Source organism: Paludibacter propionicigenes WB4, assembly GCF_000183135.1.
Lineage (GTDB): Bacteria > Bacteroidota > Bacteroidia > Bacteroidales > Paludibacteraceae > Paludibacter > Paludibacter propionicigenes.
On the sequence record NC_014734.1, the window covers coordinates 1,514,552 to 1,541,120 of the forward strand.

A 26,569-nucleotide genomic window follows, 5' to 3' on the forward strand; every position below is an offset into this window, starting at 1 on the left:
TTTTTTATTCTTCCTTTTCAATAGCCTGAACCACCAGACTGGCTATCGTCATCCCAAACATGGCCGGCATATACGACGTTGTACCGTTGACCTGAGCCTTCAGACTACACCACTCGTGATTTACCAAATCAGGATCTCCAGGACCGGTAATGGCTTTAGGACACATGCATTTTTCTGTTCCGCACGAAGCATTGTCCCCTTTATTTTTAAGCACCTCATCGCTATAAACGCACATAAATTTCTTGCTTGTACCTCCAAGCTTTTTCAGCCTACCACGCAATGCAGCTCCTAGCGGACAACCCTGTACCTTCCAAAATTCAGTCACTTTAATGCGGGTCGGATCCATTTTCAACGCTGCGCCCATCGACGAAAAGAACGTAGCATTGGTTTTTGTGGCTGTTTGAATCAGATGAACTTTGTTAGCCAGACTATCAATTCCATCAATGATAAAGTCGTATGAATCGAGTTCAAAAGAGTCGGCTGTTTCAGGACTGTAAATCTTCTGTAACGCTGTGATTTCTGCCTTTGGATTAATCTCCAGCAAGCGGTCTTTGAGCACCTCTGTCTTTACTTTACCCACCGTTTTGGTGGTGGCCATCAGTTGTCGGTTCACATTGGTTACGCACACACGGTCGGAATCGACAATGGTGAGATGACGAATTCCCGAACGAATCAGACTCTCCGCACACCAACTTCCGACACCACCAATTCCAAATATTATAACTCGTTTTTCAGCCGCTTTTTCAATAAAACTCTTGCCCAATAGCAATTCTGTGCGCTGAAATATTCCTTTTTCGATACCCATTACCTACGAAAATATGTTCTGTTTGAATTTATTCCAAAAATAAGGCGCAAAGATACTACGATTATTGAAAATAATATATTTTGTGGAGGTTAACGTGTTTCAAGAATAATATCGAAAAAAAGAAGCAACGGACTGATCGTTACTTCTCTTTTATATTCTCAAACGACAAAAATATTATTTTATAGCATATTGTTTATTGTCCGATTCGCTTACACGATTAATAAACTCTCTGAAAGCTATGTATTCTGCCGGACTAACTTGCTCTGTTTTTCGGATCATCACACGCTTTGCGATTATTTTCGATGGATTCCGGGTATCGAAAGTCAGTTTATAACTTGCATTAGCACAGTCAAAACTAGCATCGACAGGCAGTTCCACAAATTTCTTTCCGGCTGGAAGATTTATCACCATTTCTTCATTGTCAATATCTTCCCTCATATAAGACCAGAGCTCAATAGGATACTTGCGGCTTTCTGCAGTCACCACTTCCAACGAACTTACCTTCTCTGTCCAGGGCAGATTGAGGATTTTCATTCCGGCAACAGTCTGCAAGATATTCTTCACCTCTACTTTATAATCTATTTTGAGACTATCCTGCAAGTTTTCAAGGTTTTGAAATTTCAAATCTATAACTTTTATCGGAACCGTAAAATCTGAAGCCACTCCCTGATTCATTTGTTTCAACTGCTCTTCACTGCCTATATCACGGTAAGTTTCGCGAAGTGAAGCCGCCATTTCTGCAACATAGGTATTATTTCTTACAATTAATAAATCATTGTTGGCCAGCGTAATGTTATGACGACGATTAATGGAATTTCTTAATCTGAAAGGCATTTCCATGCTCAACAACTTGTCTCCGTATTTTTCGTTAGCAAACGGAATAGGTAGTATTTCCGATTGAAGATCAACTGTAAGTGCCGCTCCAAACGGCAATTTGTTGTCTGTCAGTTCCAGATAATATGTTTTATTATCCAGGTTCAATTGAGCAATACAGTGATTAAATTCAACCGACGGTAATGGCATCGTTTTGTTTCCGTTATTTCGGGTCGAAATCAATACCAGATTAGCTTTTATTCCCACTTCGTTACACAAAGCGACAAAAAGAGTGGACACATCTTTACAATCACCTAAGCGGGTAGTGATGGTTCGTGAAGCCTTTTGAGGCACGAAATTACTGTGCAAGAAAGACACGTTAGAATAACTGATGTTTTCCAAAATATAATCATAAAAAAGCTTCGCCTTTTCCAACGGAGTACTGTTTTCTTTACCTTTCAGAATAGTAGCTACTGTTTCTTTAAGCACAAAATCTGTATTGAATTTACTGTATGTCAAATCTTTGTACCAGTCACCCACATATTTCCAGTCAGGTATAGTACTACAATATAAAGTTGGAACGACGTCGGTCAGTGCACTCATATAAGGTTCGCTCTTCACAGCATCTTGCTTATCCAATTCCCATTGATACAGCTTCATATCTTCAACTTCTGTTATCTTTGGTTCAACTTTTCCGTTGGTAACCAGATAATTGATAACCCGATCTTTGGGAGCCAATACACTATAACGATTAATCAGCGAAGGTATATTGTACCGCAGCAGAAAATGATCGAAGAAGTGCTTAGCCAACTTGCCAGTCGAGAAATCCTGAACGCGGTAAATAAGATGAAGCACGTCATTGGCTTCCAGATTAGTAAACACTAACTTATTATCGTTATTTGTTTCCGCCTTCACCTTTGTTCCATTGGCTTTTACCACTTCCACTTTATCTATTAAAAGTTTTTGTGTGTTGTCGTTATAACCAATGGTATATTCTTTCCAGTCTTCGACACCGGCCTGATTTAAAATTTTGACCGCTATTTCATATTTATATTCCTTAGCAGCTTCAGGATAAACAACTGACTGATAATCATTCAAAAGTATAATCGAATTATCTTGCGGATATTCCTTGGCAGTAGGCGCATTTTTGATAAGTTCGTTCAGATCATTTTTGGGAAACAACTCATTGAGTTCCTTTTTCTTCTCCAGCAATCTTAGCTGCGAACGTGAATCGTAAGAAGTTGGTCCGTAATAAATGGATTTCTTGAAACTTTCTATGGCATTTGGCTCATCCTTGAGGCTATTATAGATATATCCTCTGTAGTTATAAATACCGGTCAGGGTTGGCGACAAGGCAATTATTTGATCGGTAGCAGCCAACGCTTCTTTGTATTTCTGCATGCGAAACAGAACCGACGCCAGATCATCCCAGTATCCGGTAGCATAAGGCATAACATCAAGCCTTTGTTTCAGTGTAGCGAGTCCCTTGTCCGGATTACCTTGCTCAATGTACGTTTTGGACAATAAATCCAATGCGCTCGCATTAAAGTACGATTTGCAATAGTTTTCAATCACGGCAACAGCTGTTTTAGGGTTTTTCGACGTGTTTTTTTCAATTGAGAAGTTCAACTTCATATAATCAAGCCGACTGGGATATTTTTTATAAAGCGTTTTTGCCAAAGCCATCACATCCTCATAGCGCTTTTGGTATGAAGCCACATTGATAGTCCACTCGTCCGTTACCGAATTTTCGCCGTATAATTCTTTCGCCTTTTTTAAAATATCTTCGGCATCGGTGTATTTTTCCGATTTTATAGCTTCATTGTAAAGTTCCTGCAAGCCCCAAAACGAGTTGGGATCCAAATGTTTAATATTGCCCATCTCCTTTTCATAATCGGTTCTGTTTTTTGCTCTGGTATAAGCTTCTGACAGTCTGTACGATGTCAGAGTTGATTTAGAAGTCAGTTCTTCAAGTTTCTTCAGCACTTTGGTGGCTTCGTAAGATTTATCGTTGTGCAAGTAAGTTTCAGCCAACAAATAATAGTACAATGGATTTGCCGGTAACTCGCGAACTTTCTCTTCCATGTACTTTTCAGCAAAGAATGGCAATAATTCATTGGTTGGTTGAGCTGCCGATTTTGAATAATCTCCACGAATGTCCGAATCGGTTAAACCCGGAACAGGATTGGCATTTTCATCGGTAAGTCTGATTAAAATATTGGCATCTTCTATTTCACTCTGCCCTATCTGAACCAGAATCCTATTGGAGCCTTTGTTGAGTTTTATTTTGTATGCATAAATATCCAGATCACAATTCCGTTCTTCCGAAACTGTTGATACCTGAGCATCATTGATCCATATTTTTAATGAACCTGAATTCCCTGCCCGAAGATAAACATCCTGCTCTACCGGGCTGTTTACAAAAGTTTGTGTATAAGTAATCGTATTATTCAGAGGAAAGTAGTATTCCAAATGGAACCAGTTATTGGGCTTATTGCAGGTAGGTGTGTACCACTTTATATCAGCATCAACCTTATTTTTAAAGATATCTGTCCGAGATGATTTGCTTACTGCACCCCAATCTTTGCTGAACCCGCTGCCCGATGTATTGTCAAATGTTCCAAGCACTTGCCAATGAGTCAAAGCGCCCATTTTTGTATAAAGTTCTTTGGCACGCTTGAAATTATTGATTTTCTCGTAATACGATCCCAAACGTTCACATATCATGGCTTTAAGCGTTCCGCTCATCTTCGGATCAGCGCTTATTTTTTCAAAAAAATCAACTCTGTTTTGGGGTAATATCTCGCTCGATTGAAGTAAAAAAGGAAGCGAACTAAATGCATATAAATAGGGATATGGATTAGAACCGGAAGTATAGAACTGACGGAAGTTGTCGAATGCAGCATCGTTTTTATATTCAGTCCAGTCTAATAAACAAAGACTTAACAGAGCATCCGATTTAGTCTGGGGATTGGCTATAGCCTGATTGAAATACTTACGGGCATCAACACGATTATTACTTGTGAATGCTTCCCACCCTTTTTTATAGTCCTGCTGATCTTGACCTGCTACGCCTTGCCAACTCAGCATTTGAATGAGGAATAAAATAAATAGATTTCGTTTCAACATTTCTTATGGTTTTAAAATGATTGTATTAGATTATCAGACTCAATATTTGCCCTGATAAGGTGGAGCAAAGATGAGAAATATATTCTATTTTTACAATAATTTTGTGAATTATTTCTGTAAATTCATTTGATTTCCGGGCATGATAAATTACATCTCAATCTCTATCAAAATGTATTACAATATCACTAAAAAGGATGATTTAGCTGGCTGGCTGCAAAGTCTTATTTACGTCTACTTTGCTTACCCGAAGAATAGGGAGCGGGCTATAAATTGGGGTCGGAATGCTCAGTGGCATGGAGTCAAGACGCGTAACTTCGACAAGGGCAATTCCTGCTCCGATAATTTCTAATTGTTTAGCGGCACTGTACGACAAGTCAATCATAAGTCTTCTTTGGTGCGGCCCACGGTCAGTCACTCTGACAAATACCTGCTTGCTGTTTTTGGGATTCCTTACTCTCAAAATTGTTCCCAAAGGATAGGTACGATGCGCACAAGTCATACTGTCAGGATGATATTTTCCTCCGTCAGAAGTATGCCTGCCTTTGAGTCGATGGCTGTAATATGAAGCATTTCCCTGCTTTTGTGCAAAGGAAAATCCTGTTGAAATAATCAGAAAAAATATAGTTAATTGTAATAGTCGAGTCATAGTTCTCAGGTGTTATTATTACAAATATCGAAATAAATATCTATAACACCTAACTTTACATCAAATATTCACAATTCTTTTGAGTCCTAAACTAAAATAAAACTCATAAAAAGCTTCAAAAAAACATACTTTTATTCTATTTTTGCTCAATAAATCGGATGTCAATTTTTTCTTCACCTTCCTGCTGAATCATTTCAAACTTGCCTTTATAATCAATCTTCATCTTGTTTAATTGAGCCGAAGTAGTCAACGATTTGAACAAAGAAAATCTATCATTATCGTTGCAGTCTTTGTTAAACCAACAATACATTAATTCAGACGTTTTTTCGGCATACTGAAGAATAAATATTCCGTGTTCCGAAAAAACCAAATCTTCATAAGCATACGCAATATCCAGACCGCTACCATCTTTAATTATAAATCTCACCTTTTCTAACTCATAAAAACCAACCTGATTTGCTGACGTTTGTACTGTACTCATTCACATTGAAGTTTAGTTTGTAAATATATAGTTTGCTTATTAAAACAGAACAATAAATATACCAAGACAATAGAGCTTACATAATCAGCGAATTACGCCCTTTTCCTCTCACTTTAAACAACAACAAAATCTACTTTCAGGTAGCATTATTCCTGTATTAATACATATTGGTATGATAAATCGAGGCAAGTAAATCAACCAAAAGTCTATGAGCATATTGATTGCTCATTTCAACAAAAAATTATACCTTTGTAGCTCAAAAAAACAGCTTAAACATGAGCCATACCGACCAACAATTTGATCAGGTTGCTGCTATTTGCCGCGATATTTTCACGAAAAAGATGAAAGATTACGGTGCTTCGTGGCGTATTCTACGTCCTCAATCAGTTACTGATCAGATTTTTATAAAAGCCAACCGCATTCGCAGTATTGAGACAAAAGGAGTTTCTAAAGTTGACGAAGGCATCCGTTCTGAATTAATAGCCATTGTGAATTATGGTATCATTGGTTTAATTCAACTGGAATTGGGTTGTTCTGAAACTGATGATCTTTCCTACGACAAAGGTGTGGAGCTTTACGCTAAGTACATGTCCGAAGCAAAAAAACTTATGATGGACAAAAATCATGATTATGACGAAGCCTGGCGCAGTATGCGTATGGAGTCATATACTGATTTAATCCTGATGAAAATTTACAGAACTAAGCAAATTGAAGACAATCAGGGAAAAACATTGATCTCAGAAGGCATTGACGCCAACTACTTCGATATGATTAACTACGCTGTTTTCGGGCTTATAAAGATTAATGAAGCGGCCTGATTTGTTGATGACTGCACGTTAATCAATAAAAAAGGAAACTATTAAATATCCAGCTTGTTGTATTTATTCAAGATTTTGAATAAGTACTTAAAAATATATTATCATGAATAAACTCCTGCAAAATGCCGGAAACATTGCTTTACAAATCGGTCGCATTCTCTTTGGTGCTGTATTTGTTTTCTCCGGTTTTGTCAAAGCTATTGATCCACTCGGCTCTACTTATAAAATAGAAGATTATCTGCACCATTTCGGCGGCTTTATGGAATCCATGGCCGATTATGCTTTCCCATTAGCAATAGCACTTTCTACCCTTGAGCTTATCATTGGTCTTAACATGATTTTCAGAATACATGTTGATCTGACAAACGTATTGGCATTGATCTTTATGCTGATAATGACACCATTAACGTTATACATTGCCATTAAAAATCCTGTCACCGACTGTGGGTGTTTTGGAGATGCTTTGATAATCAGCAACTGGGCTACATTTTCGAAAAATATCGTGTTGCTGGCCATTGCCATTCTGATGATAATATACAATTTTAAATTTCATCCATTCCTAACAAACAAAATCCAGTTCCTTATATTCTTCGCGTTTATTGCTCTCGGAGTTTCGTTATCTCTTTATAGCTACCGCCATTTACCCATGATAGATTTTCTACCCTACAAAGTTGGGGTGAATATACCTAAAGCCATGGAAATTCCGGATAATGCTCCTTCGGATGTGTATGAAACCACTTTTATTTATCAAAAAAATGGAGAGCAAAAAGAATTTACACTAGAGAATTATCCGAAAGGCGACCCAAGCTGGACTTTTGTTGACCAAAAATCGGTACTGATTTCAAAAGGATACAAAGCTCCTATTCATGATTTTTCGATAATGAACGAGCAATTTGACGACATAACCAAGCAAGTGCTGAGTTACCCGGGAAATACCTACTTATTAATATGCTACGATATCAATGAAACTTCTGTAGAAGGTGCTATGAAAGCTGAGCAAATCTATCAGAAAGCCAAAAAGAAGGGAATCAAGTTTTACGCTCTTACAGCATCATCCGACGATGACATACGTAAATTTGCAGATAAAACCGGAGTTACCTATCCATTCTGGAAAACCGATATGACAGCTCTGAAAACAGTTATACGAGCTAATCCCGGATTGGTATTAATTAAGAGTGGTACTGTAGAAGGTAAATGGAACTGGAGAGACTTTGATAAGTCGGTAGTTAGTGCTAAGTAGTCGGTAGTTAGAAGTTGATCGTTGAAAATATCGCGAAACAACTATCGCAAACATAGTGAGTAAAAATTTTAAACTAAAATAAAAATAAAAAAGATGAGAAAAAACATTGTTGCAGGAAACTGGAAAATGAACAAAACCCTACAAGAAGGGTTAGCATTGGCAACTGAATTGAATAAAGCATTGGCCGGATCAACTCCAAATTGCGATGTAGTAATCGGAACTCCTGCTATCCATTTAGCAAGCGTAGCTGCTGCTATCGACACAACAAAAATTGGCGTAGCTGCTCAAAACTGTGCTAACAAAGAATCAGGTGCTTATACCGGAGAGATCAGTGCTGCTATGGTAAAATCTACCGGAGCTAATTATGTAATCCTTGGTCACTCTGAGCGTCGCGAGTATTATGGTGAAACCAGCGCTATTCTTAACGACAAAGTAGCTTTGGCATTGGCTAACGGTCTAACTCCCATTTATTGCTGCGGTGAAGCACTGGAAGTACGCAACGCAAACGGACAAAACGCTTATGTAAAAAACCAGTTGGAAGAAACTATCTTCAACCTGAGCGCCGATGATTTCAAAAAAATCGTTATCGCTTACGAACCAATCTGGGCTATCGGAACCGGTGTAACTGCTTCTACTGAGCAAGCTCAGGATATGTTGGCATTTATCCGCACAATCATTGCTGAAAAATATGGCAAAGAAATAGCAGAAAATACATCAATTCTTTACGGTGGAAGCTGTAACGCTAAAAATGCAGGCGAATTGTTTGCTCAGCCTGATATCGACGGTGGATTGATTGGCGGTGCTTCTCTGAAAGTTGAAGACTTCAAAGCTATTATCGACGCATTTTGATTTAGTTGACCCGATAATTGGATAGCTAACTCGATTAGTTGGTTTGATTAGCCGGATAAGATAAAATATAAAAATCCTGTAAATATGTTTACAGGATTTTTTTGTACTTTTGCACCGCGTTCCGGTCATAAGTTATTGAAAATGTTTGCTAAAAACTGTTCACTGATAACTGTTCGCTGACAACTGAAAATATGCTAATAAAAATCTACGATACAAATCCTAATCCAATCGAAATACGCCGGGTGGTAGAGGTATTGCGCAAAGGAGGAATTATTATCTTTCCTACCGATGGCGTTTACGCATTTGGCTGTAATATATTCAATGCATCGGGGGTTGAGTTTATAGCCAAGCTGAAAGAGCACGATATGCGCAAAGCCAACTTGTCATTTATCTGTCATGAAATGAGTCAGATAAGTGAGTACGCTAAAATGGACGATGTGTCTTTTAAACTTATGAAACGGAACTTGCCCGGTCCGTTCACGTTTATCCTTAACGGGAGCAGCAAGTTACCCAAACTTTTCAAAAACAAAAAAACAGTGGGTATCCGTATGCCTCAAAATAACATCGCGTTGGAAATAGTCCGCGAACTGGGTAACCCGCTGATGACAAGCTCTATCTTTACCGACGAAAAAACCACCGAGTACATCACCGACCCGGAACTGATTGAAGAAAAATACGGTCATCAGGTAGACATGGTAATAGATGGTGGTATGGGAGGATTAATCCACTCCACCATAGTCGACTGCACTGAAGACGAACCGGTTATTATCCGCCAGGGAGCCGGAGAATTGCAGTGATTCTGAATAAAATAAATAGAAGAGGTTGAATTCAATTAAGAATTCAACCTCTTCTATTTTTACCACAGTTTCATTTAGCGAGACAATGACAAATCGAGAGTAATTCATAGAATTAAATCACATCATCTTCAACGCTCCATCCCAGTGTTCGATGGCTTTTCCGTCTACAATGCGCCATTGATCAAACCAGGTAGTAGTATACTTTTGTCCGGAATGTTTTGTATCCTTTTCTTCCTTGACATAAGCTACGGTTACTAAATCGCCTTCGGCTACAACAGAAACAACTTTCGTTTTCATCTTTTGAGGAATAGGGGTTGGAGTCACCTTCAACAATTCAACAAAGAATTTCACAACAGCATCCCTCCCACTAGCAGCATTCGGATTGTGTTGTATGTAACCCTCTGCTATATACTTATCTGCCAACTCCCAATGATTACACTCTAACAAGTCTTTTACAATATGGTACGCAACTTGTTTATTTCTGTTTAACTTTTTATCTTTACTGGTAAATAAAGCATCCGGATTGGGCGATGCAACTACTGCTTCCTGAGAGTAAACTATCAAAGAACACAGAAATAAAGAGAAAAAAACTACAATGCTTTTTGTTTTCATAATAATATGTTTATAAGATGAAAATTTATACTCAACTACAGATTACTTCCCAGATTTCTATTATTTATATAGCAGTTTGAAAAGAGTGTTCTACAAATAATTGATATATTTATAGAACACTCTATTTCGTAATGCAGTACTTGAGATTTTATTTAGCGGCGCTTACATACGATGTTATCTGGTCGGCCGGTCCACTTACATATTTTTGGTAGCTTGGATACGAACACATCAAATAACCTCCTGTTCCTTGTTGTTTCTGGCTAATCCGACCTTTGGCATCTATTACCATCGTTTTGGCAGGTGCCTGATTTTTTTCAACCCAGTTTACAAGTAAATCCATATTATCGTCGCCATTGGGCGAAGGTATATTTTTTACATCTACCGGTTTTCCCTCACCATTCACTTTATACCCTTTTCCACTCAAACCATGACCGGCCTGAGGAACAACATATAAGCGGGCGAATTTATCAATTGTAGCACGTCCCATTTTATTAATCAAAGACTGATAATAATCGAGTTGAGCACCCGGCGAAGCGATATTGTCCATGGTACCAATAGTCAAAATCATCTTGCCTCCTCTTTTGAAAAATGCAGCTAAATCCGGATTTGTAGAGTCCAACCAACCTGACAACTGTTCGCGACGTTTATTCCATTTACCGCCTTCGACATAATCCAGTGGATTTGATTTCAAATCCTGCATTAAAAATCCGGTTACACCTAACGAACCAAGCGAACCATGAACCTGCGCATTTTCAGGAGCTCCTTCCTGTCCTTTGTAGCGTTGTCCGGTTATCATACCAAATCCATCGGGCTCAACTGTAGGAAGCCACATACCAAATCCGGTGACGCCGTTGGCAAGTGGTGTCGCAAATTTATAGGTACTGTAAGCCAATTCCATAGTTTTGATTTGTTCATTGGTCAGCTTAGCCGATTCAGACTTGTCAGCCGGATTCGGGTCTACATTATTAGGAGCCCGAAGTGCAGCCCATGGGTCTTTTGGTCCGACACCGTCATTCACATTGAATATAGAACGGGCAGCCACATAGTTGCTCACAACACCATCGGCGATACCGTCAAGTTTATCGCATTGACGAAGAAATTCGACACGAATTGCATTTACTTTGGCAGGAGTTACCCAGTTCTTTGCCGGTATTTCCTGTATTCTGATCAGCTCCGGAGCAAGCATAAGGCTCGAAAAGTTGACAATTGGAACATTGGCTATGATGCCGTTATAATCTTTTGGATACCGCTGAGCCACTGTAAGCGCCTCGCGACCACCATGAGAAGTTCCTACATAATAGTTATAGGCAGGACGTTTTCCATAAAGACGCTGCATAATAACAACAGCAGCATCGTGGGTTTTCTTCATTTGCATATAACCCATATTTTTGATAGCCTCGTCATTCAGCGCCCACTCATCACCCGGAGTAGGACCTGAAGCAAGTGGTTTCTGACCGCCACCACCAAATCCAGCAGCCTGATGACCTGAATCACTTCCGTACAGCGCAAATCCTTTGTTTATAAGAGGATTTTTACCTTCGCGTACAGTGATAGTCCCGTTCATACCACCTCCTCCGGCTTGCATAGAACGTTGCGACCAGCTTGCAGGCAAAATAACTCTGAAGTTTATTGGCCAACCCTTCGGATCGACAGGAAAAATGGATCCTTCCACAACAGCATACGCCGGAGTAGCATCAGTAGCCTCAACCCAGCGAGGTTCATAAAGTTTTACAGAACCGACTGGCTCACCGATGGAAGATGCGGGAACAGAAGTGCCAACTTTAGATAAATCGGCTTTAGTGATAGTGATATTGGTCAGTATTTTCGCTTGGGCAAATGATTCATTGACACCAAAGAAAAACAGCACAATAACTGAATAAATTAATTTTTTCATTTTTATTATATGATTGGTTAGTATTGTTATGACAGGAGCTATAGAAAAGTCAGAATAGCGAATAACGACAAAATTAGGCTCATTCTAAACAGATTACTGAGCCTATAAAATCACTTTGTCAATCTGATTCAATAGATTATATGACAAGTTCTATAAGTATATTATGAAAATGAAAAACAACGTTTTTCCGAGTCAAATGTACAATATTATTCTGATAGATTGACTGAATCAGATACAAAATCAATTCTGTTTTTAATTAATTTATCATTCTATTATCGCATTAGGTCTTGTATCAATAAAAATGAGCAGTATATGACCATAAAAACACCGCAAATCATGTGATAAACATTTGATTATTCGACATAATTTGTTATTTTTGTCAACGTTTCTTTGACTTCAATCACCTGCATTAAGTACCTTCCTCTATTATTGAAGTCGATTGGTAATTCTGCACCAACTAACAATCACGAAAAATAATTATTCACTCTTAAATATAGTATTATGGTAATATTTTCTATTTTCTTGCAAACCGCTATAATTTCTTTTTTTATTGCCGGGATAATCTGGGTTGTTAATCGAGTTCTATCATTCAAAAAATCAAACCACAAAAAATAATAAGTTATGAACTTCTCAGATTTCTTTCATCAGTTTCAGGGAATTGCAACATTATTCTCATCAGATATTAGCATATCAATAACCAGAATTTTTCTCATTTTCCTAGGCCTACTATTAATGTATTTAGGGAAAAAAGGCGTATTAGAAGCACTTTTAATGATTCCTATGGGCTTGGGTATGGCAACAATAAATGCATCCCTAATGTTTCTGCCTCACGGAGTACCCGGTGGGTTTGTAGAGAATGGAGCAGTACAGGGAACTTTGTTTCTGGACTCAATGGTTACCGATGTAAATCAAATGTTTGATTTACTCCAAATTGATTTTTTGCAGCCGGTTTATGTATTTACATTTAGTAATGGACTTATTGCCTGTCTTGTTTTTATGGGAATCGGTTCGTTGCTTGATATCGGTTTTTTATTACAACGCCCCTTCACCAGCATGTTGCTCGCTTTGTGTGCGGAACTGGGAACATTTGTGGTTGTACCAATTGCTCAGGCTATGGGATTAACCGCCCAGGAAGCAGCATCGATTGCCATGGTCGGCGGTGCTGATGGCCCAATGGTTTTATTTACGTCCTTATCTCTGGCCAAACATTTATTTGTACCGATTACTGTAGTAGCTTATTTATACCTGGGGCTGACCTACGGCGGCTATCCTTATTTAATCAGATTGTTGATTCCTAAAAAACTCAGAGCGATCAAAATTGACAAATCAAAAGAAAAACCGAAAAAACCGATTTCGGCATCTACAAAACTTGCTGCTGCAGGTATTTTGTGTGTCGTGCTTTGCTTGCTTTTTCCGGTAGCTTCACCACTATTCTTTTCCCTGTTTTTAGGCATTTCGATTAAAGAAGCTAAACTTACGCATATTCATGACTTTATAAGCGGCCCACTTCTTTATGGCTCTACTTTTTTCCTGGGTTTAACGCTTGGAGTTCTTTGCGAAGCCCATTTATTGCTTGACCCCCGCATTTTGAAATTATTAGTACTCGGTATATTGGCATTATTGTTTTCGGGTATTGGTGGCATTATCGGCGGTTATATTATGTATTTCATCAAAGGCGGAAACTTCAATCCTACAATAGGTATTGCCGGTGTTAGTTGTGTACCTTCAACGGCTAAAGTTGCACAAAAAGAAGTTACAAAGTCTAATCCGAATAGCATGATTTTACCGGAAGCCCTGGGTGCCAATATTTGTGGAGTAATCACTTCTGCGATTATTGCCGGCTTGTATATCAATTTCTTCAGATAAAGATTGAGCACATACTTAAAACCGCTATTGAAAGCCTGACGACAGCTTTCAATAGCGGTTTTTTTTATAAGATATTTCATCAAGCAGTTCAGCCATAATTCCATTTCGAGTTCAGGCCGGTATGACAAAAAAGAGGGCATCCACAAAGAATGCCCTCAATACCTAGAAATAACTATAGATAAATACTTTCAATGGATACTTCTACTTTCGACCGCTATTACTTATTCTGAAATAATCATAACTTACTTCGAACGGGCTTTTGTCCTGTGCTGACATTTGAGTTCCTTGTCTTTCCGGCATTCCCTGAGGACCTCTGAATCGTGTATCAGCCACTCCATCACAAGTAATCAGACCTGCCTTCGTATTCATTAGTAATACTTTGACAGAACCAATGATGCTGAATTTTTCGCCGTCAGTGGAACAATATGCTGTGTACAGATTGCCTTTCTTTTCGAATTTCACAAAAAGGGTATTATTGTCCTTTATTACTCCTACCATGCTCAGTGTAGCCACATTTTTGAGAGTTCCGTTTTCTTCAATAACGAGCTGAACGGCTCCTGCCTGAGTGCCGGTTGCTGCAGGCCCCATGCCTCTTCTACCACCGACACCGGCACTGTAAACCACTTTCACATAATTGTCATCGTCCTGATAAGCCAATAGGCCTCCGTATTCACTGAAACCTGAAGGCTTTCTTGAAAAAACTATCTTTGAGTCAATCACCCAGTCAGTGTTGGCACTTTGAAGCAAGATGTTCTCTGCATTATTATTCGTGCCTGAGATATCGCCCTTGGCACTTGTTATAACCAGCGAACCGGCATTTTTGGTGAGACTCCAGTTGTCCGGGTTTTCACGAATCCAGGTCCATTGTTTTCCGATAGCAGTGCTGTTGAATTCATCAGCAGTTGACTTCGTTCCAAAGTTGACTATATATTTATTGCTCTCAACAGAAGCATTATCGGTAAGCACTACAAACGATGAACCCGGAACAGCCTGAGCCGGAATAATCTCTACATCAATATCATTCCCAGAAGAAACCGTCACTACTTTAGGTGTCTTCTTTGCGGGGCTGGCGAACAAGTAAGAATATTCATTTACATCCGGCTTGAAGTCCACAATTTTCTTGCCGTTTACAGCAATAGAAGCTGCATTCAGATCAGGCATTACTTTTATCGCAAAACTACCCGACAGCGTATGTCCATCCACTGTTACTTGAGCTGTGATGGTTGCAACTCCCGAACCTTTGGCAGTAATTAAACCTTTAGCATCTACAGTTGCAACATCCGTGTTATTGCTGGAATATACTATCTTAGCTTTTGAAACATCGAAGAAGCTATCGTCGGTCATGGCAGCAGTCAAACTGGTTTGCGATGTTTGACCGGATTTCAGCACAACATCTCCACAATCTGCAACTACAGTTTTCAGAACAGGTGTAAATTTACCGTTCATAGTCGCCGATACTGTTCCTTTTATGTCTTTAGACGATATACCGATTTCGAAAACATATTTTCCCTGATCAAAGGTAGTCGTGTTCTTGTCCATATCCCAAAACCACAAGTCGGCGCAATTAATATCGATATTCACTGTTTTGGTTTGTCCGGCGGGCAGTGTTACACGCTTAAATCCTTTAAGTCTTTTGATTGGTCGTTGGAGTGAAGCCGGGCTATCCGGTGTTTTCATATAAACCTGAATAACCTCATCTCCCTCAACTTTTCCGGTATTCTTCACATCCACACTTACGGTTATTTTATCGTGAGGTATAATCGAATTTTTACTTATTCTGAAGTTGCTATACTCGAACGTAGTATATGACATACCAAAACCAAATTCGTAGGAAACATCCTTGTCGAAATACCAGAATGTCCTTCCGTTCTTTCCGTTGCCGCCTCTGAGTGTGTAATCGGTAATTTCCGGAAGATCTTTTACTGATTTATACCAGGTTCCATTCAGTTTTCCTCCTGGATTTACTTCTCCAAAAAGAACACTGGCAATAGCGTCTCCTTGTGCCTGACCATTGTAGCCAACCCAAATAATACCCGGAATATTCTGTAAATTTTTGAATTCCTCTACCTCAACACAGCCCAGTGTTTGCATTACCACTATGGTATTGGGATTAACTGCAGCCACAGCCTTAATAAGTTCTACCTGATTGCCCGGCAGCAACAATGTAAGGCGATCCGCCTCTTCTGTAGCTGTTTTTTCATCTGTACCCACAAATACGACTGCAACATCAGCGGCAGCGGCAGTTTTAATGGTTTGCTCGTCTATTTTAGCATCAGCCGGAGCTTTGTAAACCAAATAAAGTGTCTGAGGTCCGTTAAAGCCAAGTTTGTTGACTTTTATCTTCATCATACTTCCGGCACCGTACACTCCCCCTGACTTGGCTCCTCCTGCTACAGTAGCATTTAAGGTGGTAAGCAGATTTCCATCAGGCGATCCTACACGGACCTCTACGATACCTCCTTCTGTTGGAATATTCAAATTTATGCCAATGGTATCGACATTTGTCAGATCGACATTATCATACGCCGTCCAAGAACCATCGTTTATAGTCCTTACCTGTTCGACAGTTCCCATCCCTGAACCTACTGTAATGCCTTTTGAACACGAGCTATACTTGGTAGCATCGTGTTTAGATACTGATCCGTTTGACTTTTTCAATTCAAAAGCAACAACATAAAGCAAATTACTCTTACTCGTTGAGTTACCTCCCGAGCTGTGTAACACTTCAGTCGACAAACCTCTTTCTAAAATATATTTTTTGATTCCGGCAAATGGAGTAATCATGTTTTCCTGTGCCGGTCTTCCTGAATATGGTCCTAATTCTACCTTGTCTGCATGAGGTCCGATAAGCGCTATCTTCTTAAGGTCGGCAGGATTCAAAGGCAATGCTTTTCTGTTTGTTTTTAAACTGATATTGTTTTTAAGAAGCACCGGAGTTTTTGTTGCAATTTCCTTTGCGAGCGCCTTGTTCGCCGGAGAATTCACAATATTCGGTTGAAATTGTGCGTACAAAACTTTAGCAGGAGGATCAAACTCACCGGTTCTCATGCGTACGATAAAGATATTCAAGAGTGCCCGATCAATATCAGCCATAGTAATCAGCCCTTTTTTCAGTGCTGCAATGGCATAACGTTGGTAAATACTGCCACAATCGGAATCAACGCCGGCTTTAAGACCTTTGGCGGTTGCCTCTTCGGCAGTTTTCACATAATAATGTCCGGTATAAATATCTTCTATGGCTGCACAATCACCTGTTATATAACCTTTCAGACCATACGTTCTGCGGGCTATGGTGTCCAGATACAACTGGCTGGCCGATGTTGGGACACCATTAACAGCATTGTACGACGACATGATTGAAGGTAGATTATCCTGTTCGATAAGCTTTTTGTAGGGTGCCAGATAGAATTCACGCATATCACGGCTATCCATATTGGAACTGCTCACGTGCCGATCAAACTCTGAGTTGTTTGCAAAATAATGCTTTGCACAAGGCACCGATTTAAGGTAAGTGGGGTCGTTACCAACCATCCCCCTCACAAAGCCACCCGCAATCTCGGCAGCCAGAAAAGGATCTTCGCCGTACGATTCGCCTGTCCGACCCCAGCGTGGGTCACGAATGGGTTCTACCACAGGCGACCAATAAGTAAGGCCTTTTGTACCGGTTTGATTTATAGCTCTGGCTTCGTCGGCAATGGCCATCGCTTCGCGCTGCATCAGAGCAGGATCCCAAGCCGACCCGAGTGCAACACTATTGGGGAATGAAGTAGGACCACTTATTCCTACACTTTGATTAGCCCCGCCCAGAATGCCATGTAAAGCTTCGCTCCACACATTCATCGACTTAATGCCCAAGCGGGGTATAGCCGCCATGCTATTGCCCAAAAGGCTTTCCTTTTCTTCGAGTGTAAGCCTCGAAATAAGATCAGCTGCCCTTTCCTCAAAAGAATAGGAAGTGTTGAGATAAATTGGTTTTTTGGTACTCACCTTTGCCGGCATAAAGGCCATAAAAGCAAAACAAGAGAGTATCAAACAAGAAAGTTTGAGTGATTTGAGTTTCATATTAGATAATTAAGCGTTAAAACAAAATAATGCTATAAAATTAATTCATTTTAGCTTACAACGATAATAAATCCAATATTATTTACAATAAATATACTGATTTGTCGGGGATCAAAGAATAATTATACAAAATGAATGTTTGTAGAATGACAAAAGTTGGGTTGGCGTAAGTTTTAAGCTTACGAAATATATTTTGTCTCAGAAAAAAAGTTGTAATGATTTATAGGAATGAGCAAACTTGAAACTTAATTCAATTGAACAGATTCCGAGAAGTAATTATCACCTGCAACAATAATATCAGAGTCTGTACCTGAAATGCCGAACAGATTTACGACCCTAAGATTAAAGACTTTGTTGCAATGCGAGCATGTTGGAATTTTCATCAGCTTACCATTGTTACATGCAAGATAAAATTCATCCCGCGTATCGTGGTAGTAAATATTATTGGGCGAGTCGGTCAGGGATCCACCGGTTCCATCATCGTTCGTATAATTCAGCGATCTGTCGCTCCACACATTGCCCTGATTTGAAAACAAGAGAACAGGAGAACCATCGTCATGAATGCCCGCCACGGCAATGCTACTCGGTGTCGCCAAAATGCTGGTGAAATGACATGGTTTGTAATAACCTGCGTAAGCTTTATTGAAATCCAGAACATCCCAGTTAATACCATCGGTTGTGTGGATTATCTCGCCTTGGTTTGTAACCCCAAAACAGTCTGCCGCTCTGGCCGATACGGACACTATATTTCCGGTAACTGAAAGTTCAATTTTGCGAAAAGGCTCTCTGGCATTGCCTATGAGTAATTCACCGTTATCAGTCCCGGCAATAACCATGTCTTTAAAAAGCGTCAGCGAATTTATATTCTTGTCTGTATTGGTGCCGATTCGTTGCGAAGTTCCATTCTCCGAAAAAATTAAAACAGAACCTTTATTACCTCCGGCTAAAAATTTCTGACCCATAACCAGTAAGCTCGTAAACGTTTCGCCCACGATGGTATCTGATTTGACAATCTTTCCTGCTGCCGAGAGCCGATCAATTCTACCACCGGAACCTGCTGCAATAAAACCAACTCCGTATCTTACAATTGCTTTGTATCCTACTGATTTATTGCTTTTGATGGCATTAATCTGTGAAGAGTCATTTCCGTCATCAAAATCTTTGTTGCTGTAAAGGTTTGCTGCCGCAACATTCATCTGCAATAATAAACCACTCAACAAAACAACGAGAAACTTTAAATTCGGATTTGACATATTAGCAAGTAGAGATAAGATTATAATCCAATAAAAAAAAGACGTTTATAGAATCGGGAATGGTTTATTGTTCACTTCCAAAATACTCCAGACTGAAATTTCCTCCGTCAAACACTCCGTATGAAAACTGTTTGACAAAATCGCCCAGAATAACAACCCTTTTATTTTCTTTCAACTGAAGATCAAGAGCTATATGACGATGACCAAAAATCATAAAATCAACGCCATATTCTTGAATATGTTTTTTGGCAAAAAGCACAAGAGGTTCCTTGTCTTCTCCCAGGTATTTACTATCGTATTCCTGATGTTTTAATCGGTTGTTTTTTGACCAGTTATATCCAAAATTCTGACCTAACTGAGCCGGCACAAGCCGGAATAACTTTTGTGCAGTATCGCTGTGAAAAATCTTCCGGATAAACTTAAAACCGTGATCATTTGCCGAAATTCCATCGCCATGCGCCAAATAGAAATTCTTGTTTCCGAGCTTGACCGTATAAGGTTTTTTATGGACAATCAATCCAACCTCTTTCTCCAGATACCCAAACGTCCATATATCATGGTTCCCGATAAAGAAATGAATTTCAATGCCTGCATCAGTCAGTTCGGCCAGTTTTCCCAACACGCGGACAAATCCTTTGGGCACAACTGTTTTATATTCGAACCAAAAGTCGAATATATCACCCAGCAAATAAATGACAGTAGCATCAGCTTTTACATGATCCAACCAGTCAACAAGTTTTTTTTCGTGAGCGCGTTTATCCTTTACAAGCAATGAACCCAAATGGGCATCAGAAAGAAAATAAATCATATCAGTTAGCAGTTAGCAATGAACAATGAACAAGCACTGATGTCTGTTCACTGATAATTGATAGTTGTTATAAGAATCCTAATTCCAGTTGTGCTTCCTCGCTCATCATACTTTTATCCCAGGCCGGATCAAAAACAATGTTTACATCCACATCATTTACGCCTTCAACACTCAAAACCTTCATGCGTACATCTTCTACTATAAAGTCAACCGCAGGACAATTGGGGGCTGTCAATGTCATATCCAATGTCAATTTTCCATCTTCCGCCAAATCTATTTTATAAATAAGACCTAAGTCGTAAATATTCACCGGTATTTCCGGATCGAATACTGTTTTAAGCATTCGGACAATGTTTTCTTCTATTTCTAAAAATTCGTTCATATATATTTTGTTGTCTATTAACAGTCGTTTTTCGATCAATTATTAATTTTGATAACAAGTCAATAGTATAAATAGTTTAGTTTGATTTTACTTCGCTTCGCGCTACCAGTTCATCAAATTCGGGTAGAGCAGTTGCCAGTTTTCCGTCAATTACAACTACGGCATTTACTTTGGCCTTAATCGACAGTTTATTGTCCGATTTCCGATAAATGACCTGATGGAAAACATAACGCACACCTTCTTTGGTGACGTAAAGTTTTGAAATAAAATTATCTCCCGGTTTCAGCGGTGTTTTGTAAGCAATTTCGATGCTCGAAACCATGGCATCGATACCTTTTTCGTGCAATTCGGCAAAACTGATATGATTTTCTTCCAGAAATTCATGACGCGTGTGCTCCAGGTAATTCTGATAAACAGAATTATTCACTATTCCCTGAATATCACACTCGTAATCGCGAACTTTTAATTCTAACTCGTAAATATACATTTTTATTCAATTGACTGTCGACAGTTGAAATTTTACAGCCGGAATGTCCGACTTAAACAGGAACTATCAACTAATTTATTTCTTTCTAATAAGCGTTAAACCATCGCGCAAAGGCAAAATTACTTTTTCCACCCTCGGGTCGGTTGCTACAAAGTCGTTGAAACGCATTATTTCAATGGTTTGTTTATCATTGGGCTCTACCGTTTTAAGCACCTTGCCATCCCAAAGGGTATTGTCGGCAAGAATATATCCGCCACACCGGAGTTTAGGCAAAACTGCTTCGTAATAATCCAGATATTCTCGCTTATCGGCGTCAATAAAAACCAAATCGAAAGTTTCGTTTAGCTTTTCAATCTCCGTCAAAGCATCGCCAATATGCAGTTGTATTTTATCGGCATATTCGGATCCGGCAAAATTCTGAAGAATAAAGTCCTCCAGTTCATCGTCACACTCGATGGTATGTAAAACTCCTCCTTCAGGCAACGCTTCGGCCATACAAAGAGCTGAATATCCGGTAAAAGTGCCCAGTTCCAAAATACGGTTGGGCTGTATCATACGACAAAACATACTCAATACCCTGCCTTGTAAATGACCTGAACACATGCGCGGATTAATCAACTTAACATGTGTGGCACGGTTTATCTTGGCCAGGTATTCAGGTTCGGCATCCGAGTGATTTGATATATATTCGTCTAAATTCATTGCTTGGCAGTTACAAGTAAATAGTTACGGGTTACAAGTTGATTTTGATTAAAAAGTCTGTTGATTTTTTATGGACATTCAGCATTATACATACTTCAGCACCGACAGCCGGTCAGGATTGAAAATTTCATTGGCAATTTCCTGTAACTTATCCACTGTTATCTCTTCAATTTTCTGTTTTACAATTTCCAGGTTATCTATTTTCCCATAACGAAGAAAACTCTTCCCCAGGCTCAACGCCAGATTTTCTTTTTGCTCTGCCGAAATAGCCATTTGACCCATCAACTGGAGTTTGTATTTTTTCAACGCATTTTCGGTCAATGGCTGTTCACGAAGCTTTTGTAATTCGGAGTAAACCAACTGCTCACAGCGTGCGGCATTTTCAGTATCACAACCAAAATAGACACTCCACATACCGGTATCGGTAAATGGTTGGTACGATGATTCCACATTATATACTAACCCATGTTTCTCCCTAAGCGACAGATTCAACAAGCTATTCATACCCGGACCGCCCAGAATATTATTCAGCAAATACATCCCCATACGATTTGGGTGATGCAGATCATAAGATCTGTTACCAAGCATAAAATGAACCTGATGGGTGTTTTTTACAATCTCTTTCTTCACCGGACGATATGAGGTTGGAGATTTACGCTCGGTACATCGCTGCTCCTGACCATCCGTTTTCAGGTACTTTTGAGCCCAGCGTACTATCTGATTGAAATCCAAATCGCCCAAAACAAAAAACACCATTTCTTCAGGGCGGTAATGTTTTTGTACAAAGCGGGTGGCATCTTCGGTAGTATATTTTTCTAAAAGCTCAGATTTTCCAAGAATATTATGTCCAATGGGATGATTTGCAAATAACAGTTCTTCAAAATCATCATATATCAGCTCTGAGGGGCTATCGTTGTACGACTGAATTTCGTCTACAATAATAACCACTTCTTTGTCAATCTCTTTTTGTGGAAAAGTGGAATGAAGGACTATGTCGGAAACCAGCTCAATGGCGCGCTCAAAATATTCTTTCAAAACTATGGCATAAACCACGGTCTCTTCTTTCGATGTGTAGGCATTTAGTTCTCCACCAACATTCTCTAACCTGTTGATAATATGACCCGAACGGCGTTTCTCAGTACCTTTAAAAAGCATATGCTCAATAAAATGCGCCATGCCCTGCTCTGTTTCAACCTCATCGCGCGAACCGGTATTGATTACCATTCCGCAATATGTTACTGCCGATTCGTCGGGTTTATGAATAATTCGAAGCCCGTTCGAAAGGGTATATGTTTGATATGTCATTAGTTTACTTTTAAAAAAAGAGTTACAAAGATACGAAATTCAGATGAAAACTAATAACTGAATTTGATTTAGCGGATATAGACTCACTCCTACTCAAAAAGCCTGCCTGTAGGTACATCCGGTTTTCCATTCACTGCATCCGTACGCTGTATTTCCTTTGAGCAGTGTTCCTTTTCCGCAAAGCGGACAAGGTGTGCCTTCGAGTGAGGGTTTGGCAGGATGCAAAGCAGCGTCGCCCGGACGGCGGTTATCACTCTTGACATTAAACACTATTTCGGTAACCATGGCTTTGAGTTCGGCCAGAAAATCCTTTGCCAGGTATTCTCCCTTTTCTACCTGTCGGAGTTTTTTCTCCCACAAACCTGTCAGCTCGGCCGATTTGAGCAGATCTTCCTGAATTATCTGAATCAACTCTACGCCTGTGGTGGTAGCAATAAGATTTTTCTTTTCCTTTCGGATATAATCACGTTTAAACAACGTTTCGATAATGGCAGCGCGCGTAGACGGGCGACCGATGCCGTTTTCTTTCAAAGCATCACGCAGTTCGTCATTATCAACGAGCTTTCCGGCTGTTTCCATAGCTCGAAGCAAGGTAGCTTCGGTATAAGGTTTGGGCGGAGAAGTCCACTTTTCGGCCAGTGTAGGTTCGTGTGGGCCACTTTCGCCTTTTTCGAACAAGGGCAAAGTTTTTTCATCCTCTTCTTCTTGCTCGTCGCCGTCATTTTTGATTTTGGCAAATACCACGCGCCAACCCGGATCCAGAATTTGTTTTCCGTTGACCTTAAATTCCACCTTTTCCACTTCGCCCAACACGGTGGTAGTCGAAATCTTACATTCGGGATAAAAGTTGGCTATAAACCGACGAGCCACAAGGTCAAAAACCTTTTTCTCGGTATCGGTCAATGCAGTAGGATGCACACCGGTGGGAATAATGGCGTGGTGGTCGGTCACTTTGGCATTATCAAATACCTTTTTCGTTTTAGGAAGTTTGCCAGCCAACAAGGGTTTAGTAAGTAATTCGTAGTCTTTTATCCCTTTGAGAATGTCCGGAATTTTAGGATAAATATCATCACTTAAATACGTAGTATCCACACGAGGATAGGTAGTTACCTTTTTTTCGTACAAGCTTTGTATTATTTTCAGCGTTTCGTCGGCCGAATACGCAAATTTCTTATTGCACTCCACCTGAAGCGAGGTCAAATCGAACAGGCGCGGTGCCGATTCGGTTCCTTTTTTGGTGGTAATATCGGTCACAAAAAAGTCGGCAGTGCGAACCGTTTCCAGAAAGTTGGTACCTTCTTCTACGCTGGAAAACCGCCCTTTGGAAGCCGAAAAAATCGTATCGCGGTACACAGTTTTTAATTCCCAATAAGCTTCTGGCTTAAAATTTTCTATTTCTAGCTGTCGGTTTACTATCAATGCCAAGGTAGGTGTTTGTACCCGCCCGATAGACAGAACCTGCCGGTTTTTACCATATTTCAGCGTGTAAAGTCGGGTGGCATTCATACCCAGCAGCCAGTCACCAATGGCCCGCGACAGTCCGGCTTCGTAAAGCGACTGAAACTGACTCTGGTCTTTCAGTTTTGAAAAACCTTCGCGGATAGCTTCTTCTGTTAACGATGAAATCCACAAGCGTTTCACGGGACATTTACACAATGCTTTTTGCATCACCCAACGCTGAATAAGCTCTCCCTCCTGCCCCGCATCACCGCAGTTCACCACCTCGTCGGCACTTGCCATCAGAGTTTCAATCACATGAAATTGTTTCTGAATACCGCTATCGTTCATCACCTTGATGCCAAACCGCTGCGGAATCATAGGCAAATGACTCAACGCCCAGGCCTTCCATTCGGGCGCATATTCATGCGGCTCCAGTAAACCGCAAAGATGCCCGAATGTCCAGGTCACCTGATAACCGTTTCCTTCAATATATCCATCTTTTCGGGTTTTGGCTCCGAGCACTTCGGCAATATCACGCGCCACACTGGGCTTTTCGGCAATGCAAACAATCATCTTCTCAGTAAACAATTATCAGTGAATAGTTATCGGTGAATAATTATCGGTGGACAGTCCTTCAATGCTATCTTTCATCCGTATTAATCAATATTACGCAAAAGTACAGAAAAACTTTCATTAGAAATAGCGCTGCATATTCAGAAACCGCTTCCCGATATTTAGTCCAAATAAGATTATAGAGTCAATCTATTCGCTTATAACAATTATGAATTGTAAATATTGCGTACGAAATTGCTTAAAATGCTTATCTTTGCAGTAGAAAAAAAACGCTTAGGTATGGGTGTTTAAGGTACAATGTTTAATAAAAGAAAATTTAGTTACATGTTTAAAAATCAACAAATTGCTAAAGACATTTATTATGTTGGCGTAAACGATCGCCAGAAACACAAGTTTGAAAATATGATTCCACTACCAAATGGAGTTTCGTATAACGCATACCTGATTGTGGACGAAAAAACAGCGCTGGTGGATACGGTTGACATTTCATTCGGAGATATTTTTATAGACAAAATACAGTCCCAACTACAGGGCAAGCCTCTCGATTATCTGATTATCAATCATATGGAACCGGATCATTCAGGTTCTATTCGTCTTATTCGTAAATATTACCCGGATATGGTTATTGTTGGTAACAACAAAACACTCAGCATGGTGGATGGATATTATGGCGTTACTGATAATATGTTGGAGATTAAAGATGGTCAAATCCTGTCGTTAGGTTCACATAAATTGGAATTTCATTTCACGCCCATGGTTCACTGGCCTGAAACCATGATGACTTACGACAAAACAGAAAAAGTTTTGTTCTCCGGCGATGCGTTCGGAGCTTTCGGAACACTGGACGGAGCCGTAATGGACACTGACCTGAACGTAGATAAATACTGGGACGAAATGGCACGCTATTATTCCAACATCGTAGGAAAATACGGTAATCCGATTCAAAAAGCATTGAAAAAACTTACGCCGCTTGAACTGAATCTGATATGCAGTACACACGGTCCGGTGTGGAAAGAGCACATTACCGAAGTGGTGGATATGTATGATCAGTTTAGCCGATACCACGGAAAAGATGGCGTAGTAATCATATACGGTTCTATGTACGGGAATACGGAATTAATGGCCGAAACAGTAGCTCAGGGTGTTGCAGAAGCTGGCGTTAAGAATATTATCATACACAACGTATCTAAGTCAGATCCTTCTGTCATCATACGGGATGTATTCAAGTACAAAGGATTAATTGTAGGCAGCCCTACTTATAGCAACGAATTATACCCCGAAGTGGAATCATTATTGCGCAAGATAGAAATTCGTGGTGTGAAAAACCGCGTATTCGGTTGTTTTGGCTCTTTTACCTGGGCAAGTGCTGCAGTAAAGCGTCTGACAACTTTTGTGGAAACAATGAAATGGCAATCAGCTGAAATTACTGTAGACGAAAAACAAGGATTAAAAACAGATAAATACGAAGCTTGTCTGGAGCTGGGCCGACAAGTGGCGGAACTGATGAAAAATCATGTTGACGAACCGGAACATTGCGTTTAAATGAGTTGAAACTTGATAGACAACTGCAATATATTAAACGGTTTATAACTTTATGAACTTGCAAT

General features: G+C 39.8%; 20 protein-coding genes. 6 read left to right on the plus strand and 14 right to left on the minus strand.

Annotated features, from left to right (window positions below; translation table 11 throughout):
• Positions 1 to 4: 4 nt before the first annotated feature.
• The 4 genes from PALPR_RS06280 to PALPR_RS06295 all read right to left on the minus strand — a co-directional run bounded on the left by PALPR_RS06280 (position 5) and on the right by PALPR_RS06295 (position 5,874).
• Positions 5 to 805, minus strand: coding sequence for a tRNA threonylcarbamoyladenosine dehydratase (locus tag PALPR_RS06280; RefSeq protein WP_013444774.1), 801 nt, complete (start codon positions 803 to 805; stop codon positions 5 to 7).
• A 174-nt stretch (positions 806 to 979) separates the two neighbouring features.
• Entirely contained in the window at positions 980 to 4,747 is a 3,768-nt protein-coding gene (locus PALPR_RS06285; RefSeq protein ID WP_013444775.1) for a DUF3857 domain-containing protein, read from the minus strand.
• Between the two features lie 199 nt (positions 4,748 to 4,946).
• Complete coding sequence (locus PALPR_RS06290; protein ID WP_013444776.1) at positions 4,947 to 5,393, minus strand: septal ring lytic transglycosylase RlpA family protein; 447 nt, start codon at positions 5,391 to 5,393, stop codon at positions 4,947 to 4,949.
• 136 nt (positions 5,394 to 5,529) lie between these two features.
• Positions 5,530 to 5,874, minus strand: coding sequence for a hypothetical protein (locus PALPR_RS06295; RefSeq protein WP_013444777.1), 345 nt, complete (start codon positions 5,872 to 5,874; stop codon positions 5,530 to 5,532).
• A 275-nt stretch (positions 5,875 to 6,149) separates the two neighbouring features.
• Here PALPR_RS06295 and PALPR_RS06300 point away from each other — a divergent pair, with 275 nt between their 5' ends.
• The 4 genes from PALPR_RS06300 to PALPR_RS06315 all read left to right on the plus strand — a co-directional run bounded on the left by PALPR_RS06300 (position 6,150) and on the right by PALPR_RS06315 (position 9,578).
• Positions 6,150 to 6,692 (plus strand): DUF1599 domain-containing protein, encoded by a 543-nt coding sequence (locus PALPR_RS06300; RefSeq protein ID WP_013444778.1) that lies wholly within the window; start codon positions 6,150 to 6,152, stop codon positions 6,690 to 6,692.
• 103 nt (positions 6,693 to 6,795) lie between these two features.
• Complete coding sequence (locus PALPR_RS06305) at positions 6,796 to 7,932, plus strand: BT_3928 family protein (RefSeq protein ID WP_013444779.1); 1,137 nt, start codon at positions 6,796 to 6,798, stop codon at positions 7,930 to 7,932.
• Between the two features lie 93 nt (positions 7,933 to 8,025).
• Complete coding sequence (gene tpiA, locus PALPR_RS06310; RefSeq protein WP_013444780.1) at positions 8,026 to 8,781, plus strand: triose-phosphate isomerase; 756 nt, start codon at positions 8,026 to 8,028, stop codon at positions 8,779 to 8,781.
• 191 nt (positions 8,782 to 8,972) lie between these two features.
• The gene (locus PALPR_RS06315) at positions 8,973 to 9,578 is read left to right on the plus strand and encodes an L-threonylcarbamoyladenylate synthase (RefSeq protein WP_013444781.1); all 606 of its coding nucleotides are present in this window, start codon (positions 8,973 to 8,975) and stop codon (positions 9,576 to 9,578) included.
• A 117-nt stretch (positions 9,579 to 9,695) separates the two neighbouring features.
• Here the strand turns inward: PALPR_RS06315 and PALPR_RS06320 are convergent, their stop codons facing one another.
• Positions 9,696 to 10,190: a nuclear transport factor 2 family protein gene (locus PALPR_RS06320; RefSeq protein ID WP_013444782.1), complete on the minus strand. Its 495-nt coding sequence runs from the start codon at positions 10,188 to 10,190 to the stop codon at positions 9,696 to 9,698.
• A gap of 148 nt (positions 10,191 to 10,338) precedes the next feature.
• Complete coding sequence (locus tag PALPR_RS06325) at positions 10,339 to 12,084, minus strand: tannase/feruloyl esterase family alpha/beta hydrolase (RefSeq protein ID WP_013444783.1); 1,746 nt, start codon at positions 12,082 to 12,084, stop codon at positions 10,339 to 10,341.
• Positions 12,085 to 12,705: 621 nt separating this feature from the next.
• On the opposite strand from PALPR_RS06325, the gene PALPR_RS06330 reads away from it, so the two are divergent.
• Positions 12,706 to 13,950, plus strand: a complete 1,245-nt coding sequence (locus PALPR_RS06330; protein ID WP_013444784.1) for a sodium ion-translocating decarboxylase subunit beta — start codon at positions 12,706 to 12,708, stop codon at positions 13,948 to 13,950.
• Between the two features lie 201 nt (positions 13,951 to 14,151).
• Here the strand turns inward: PALPR_RS06330 and PALPR_RS06335 are convergent, their stop codons facing one another.
• The 8 genes from PALPR_RS06335 to PALPR_RS06370 all read right to left on the minus strand — a co-directional run bounded on the left by PALPR_RS06335 (position 14,152) and on the right by PALPR_RS06370 (position 24,962).
• On the minus strand, positions 14,152 to 18,012 hold the full coding sequence (locus PALPR_RS06335) for a glycoside hydrolase family 3 C-terminal domain-containing protein (RefSeq protein WP_013444785.1): 3,861 nt from the start codon (positions 18,010 to 18,012) through the stop codon (positions 14,152 to 14,154).
• A gap of 245 nt (positions 18,013 to 18,257) precedes the next feature.
• Positions 18,258 to 19,265, minus strand: coding sequence for a hypothetical protein (locus tag PALPR_RS06340; RefSeq protein ID WP_013444786.1), 1,008 nt, complete (start codon positions 19,263 to 19,265; stop codon positions 18,258 to 18,260).
• A 64-nt stretch (positions 19,266 to 19,329) separates the two neighbouring features.
• Positions 19,330 to 20,073, minus strand: coding sequence for a UDP-2,3-diacylglucosamine diphosphatase (locus tag PALPR_RS06345; protein ID WP_013444787.1), 744 nt, complete (start codon positions 20,071 to 20,073; stop codon positions 19,330 to 19,332).
• Between the two features lie 67 nt (positions 20,074 to 20,140).
• The gene (locus PALPR_RS06350) at positions 20,141 to 20,455 is read right to left on the minus strand and encodes a metal-sulfur cluster assembly factor (RefSeq protein ID WP_013444788.1); all 315 of its coding nucleotides are present in this window, start codon (positions 20,453 to 20,455) and stop codon (positions 20,141 to 20,143) included.
• Positions 20,456 to 20,531: 76 nt separating this feature from the next.
• A complete protein-coding gene (locus tag PALPR_RS06355) occupies positions 20,532 to 20,942 on the minus strand; it encodes an acyl-CoA thioesterase (RefSeq protein WP_013444789.1) in 411 nt (136 codons plus the stop codon).
• A 75-nt stretch (positions 20,943 to 21,017) separates the two neighbouring features.
• Positions 21,018 to 21,644, minus strand: coding sequence for an O-methyltransferase (locus PALPR_RS06360; RefSeq protein WP_013444790.1), 627 nt, complete (start codon positions 21,642 to 21,644; stop codon positions 21,018 to 21,020).
• An 84-nt stretch (positions 21,645 to 21,728) separates the two neighbouring features.
• On the minus strand, positions 21,729 to 22,949 hold the full coding sequence (locus tag PALPR_RS06365; RefSeq protein ID WP_013444791.1) for a M16 family metallopeptidase: 1,221 nt from the start codon (positions 22,947 to 22,949) through the stop codon (positions 21,729 to 21,731).
• Positions 22,950 to 23,042: 93 nt separating this feature from the next.
• A complete protein-coding gene (locus PALPR_RS06370) occupies positions 23,043 to 24,962 on the minus strand; it encodes a DNA topoisomerase 3 (RefSeq protein ID WP_013444792.1) in 1,920 nt (639 codons plus the stop codon).
• Positions 24,963 to 25,286: 324 nt separating this feature from the next.
• On the opposite strand from PALPR_RS06370, the gene PALPR_RS06375 reads away from it, so the two are divergent.
• Positions 25,287 to 26,504 (plus strand): FprA family A-type flavoprotein, encoded by a 1,218-nt coding sequence (locus tag PALPR_RS06375; protein WP_013444793.1) that lies wholly within the window; start codon positions 25,287 to 25,289, stop codon positions 26,502 to 26,504.
• The last annotated feature ends 65 nt before the right edge of the window (positions 26,505 to 26,569 follow it).